At 23.8% G+C, this 1409-nt stretch carries 1 protein-coding gene and 1 pseudogene; both read right to left on the minus strand.

What is annotated here, in order from left to right; all coding sequences use genetic code 11:
- Window positions 1-702 (minus strand): hypothetical protein (locus tag ACOTVC_RS08690; RefSeq protein WP_421628359.1); only part of this gene is annotated, 702 nt, incomplete at its 3' end.
- Window positions 703-781: 79 nt separating this feature from the next.
- Window positions 782-1409 (minus strand): annotated as a pseudogene (locus tag ACOTVC_RS08695) (hypothetical protein); the annotation flags it as partial.

The following is a 1409-nucleotide window of genomic DNA, read 5'->3' on the forward strand; positions in this document are numbered from 1 at the left end:
ATTGTATAAACTTAAACTTTCTAATATATTTATAAGTTCTATCTTACTTAAAGTATTAAAATCATTTAACAAGCTAAGATAATTACTTATAATAGAAGAAGAATTGATATTGTGAAATATAATTTTATTTTTTATATCTTCTTTAATAAAAAATTGATTATTTTTTATATAAAAATAATCTTTAAGATGATGATTACTTAATATTTGATTGTAAAAACTTAAAAGACTTTCTTTACTATTTAAGTCTATAAAATTTAAAAATATATTTTCTTTTAATAATACTTCTTGTAGTTGTTTTAAGTTTTTAAAAGCTTGATTTATACTAGAAGTATTTTTTAAAGCATAAATGATATTTTCATCTTTAGAAATTGTTCTATTTATATTATATTGCAATAAAGGATTTTTATAAAGTGTATCACTATTGATTAAGATATTGATATGAAAAGATTCTTTTATATCAATATGTTTTTTAATATGTAAAAATTCTAAAATATTTAAAAAAGCATTAGGTATGTAAAATTGATCCAAACTAAGTTGTAAAAAATGATTCATATTATGCATAGAAAAAATATCATTATCTTTAATCAAATCATCTTTATTTAGATTAAATAACATAACCCCACCAAAACCCAATAAGCTTAAATTTTTTAAATTCTCTAAAGCTTTTCTTTTTTCTAAATCAATTTGAAGTATTTTTTGCATTATTTTTCCTTTCTTTAATTTAACCCATATATAAACCATTTTTCATGATTATAGTAGTGGCCAATGAAATTCATTATTTTTACTCTTTTATATTATGCTCTTTAGCATAAGCTAGTATTTTAGCTCGAAGTTCTTGCGGAAAATTATATCTATATATAGCAGGAATTCTTGGATCAAGTTTAGCGTCTAATTTGTGTTTTTTATAAATAAATTCTAAATATTCTGGTATATAATAATAAGGTGCATTAGGATAACCTTGAGGAGGAGTTAGGGCTGCTAGTTTGGCTTCTAAAATAAGAGAATTCATATATAGTTTTGCTTCTTCTTTAGTCCAATCATTAGGAATATCTAACTCATATCTATCCCTATAGCTTCCTATAGCACCTCTAGTGGAAGTATGAAATTCCCACCTACTCTCTGGAGTAGAATCTATATCCCTTGGATCTTTTATTTTACCTTTTTTAACCCTATCCCCTAAAGCACGAATAATGTAACCTTGACTATCAATAACTATATTATTTTCATTTGTGGCTATAGTTTTATTCACATCAATAACCCAATCCACTCCTATAAGTTCATCTAAAAAAGGAAGCATACCAAATTCATCATAAGGAGGATTTTTAGAAAAATCTTTTAGCATTTGAGCTTTAAGAGGGTTTTTGTGTATACCATCTACTAAACCTCTATATGCATAAGAATCATAAAGA

Source organism: Campylobacter sp. GB48 (assembly GCF_049221845.1).
In the GTDB taxonomy this organism is placed as follows: domain Bacteria; phylum Campylobacterota; class Campylobacteria; order Campylobacterales; family Campylobacteraceae; genus Campylobacter_D; species Campylobacter_D lari_C.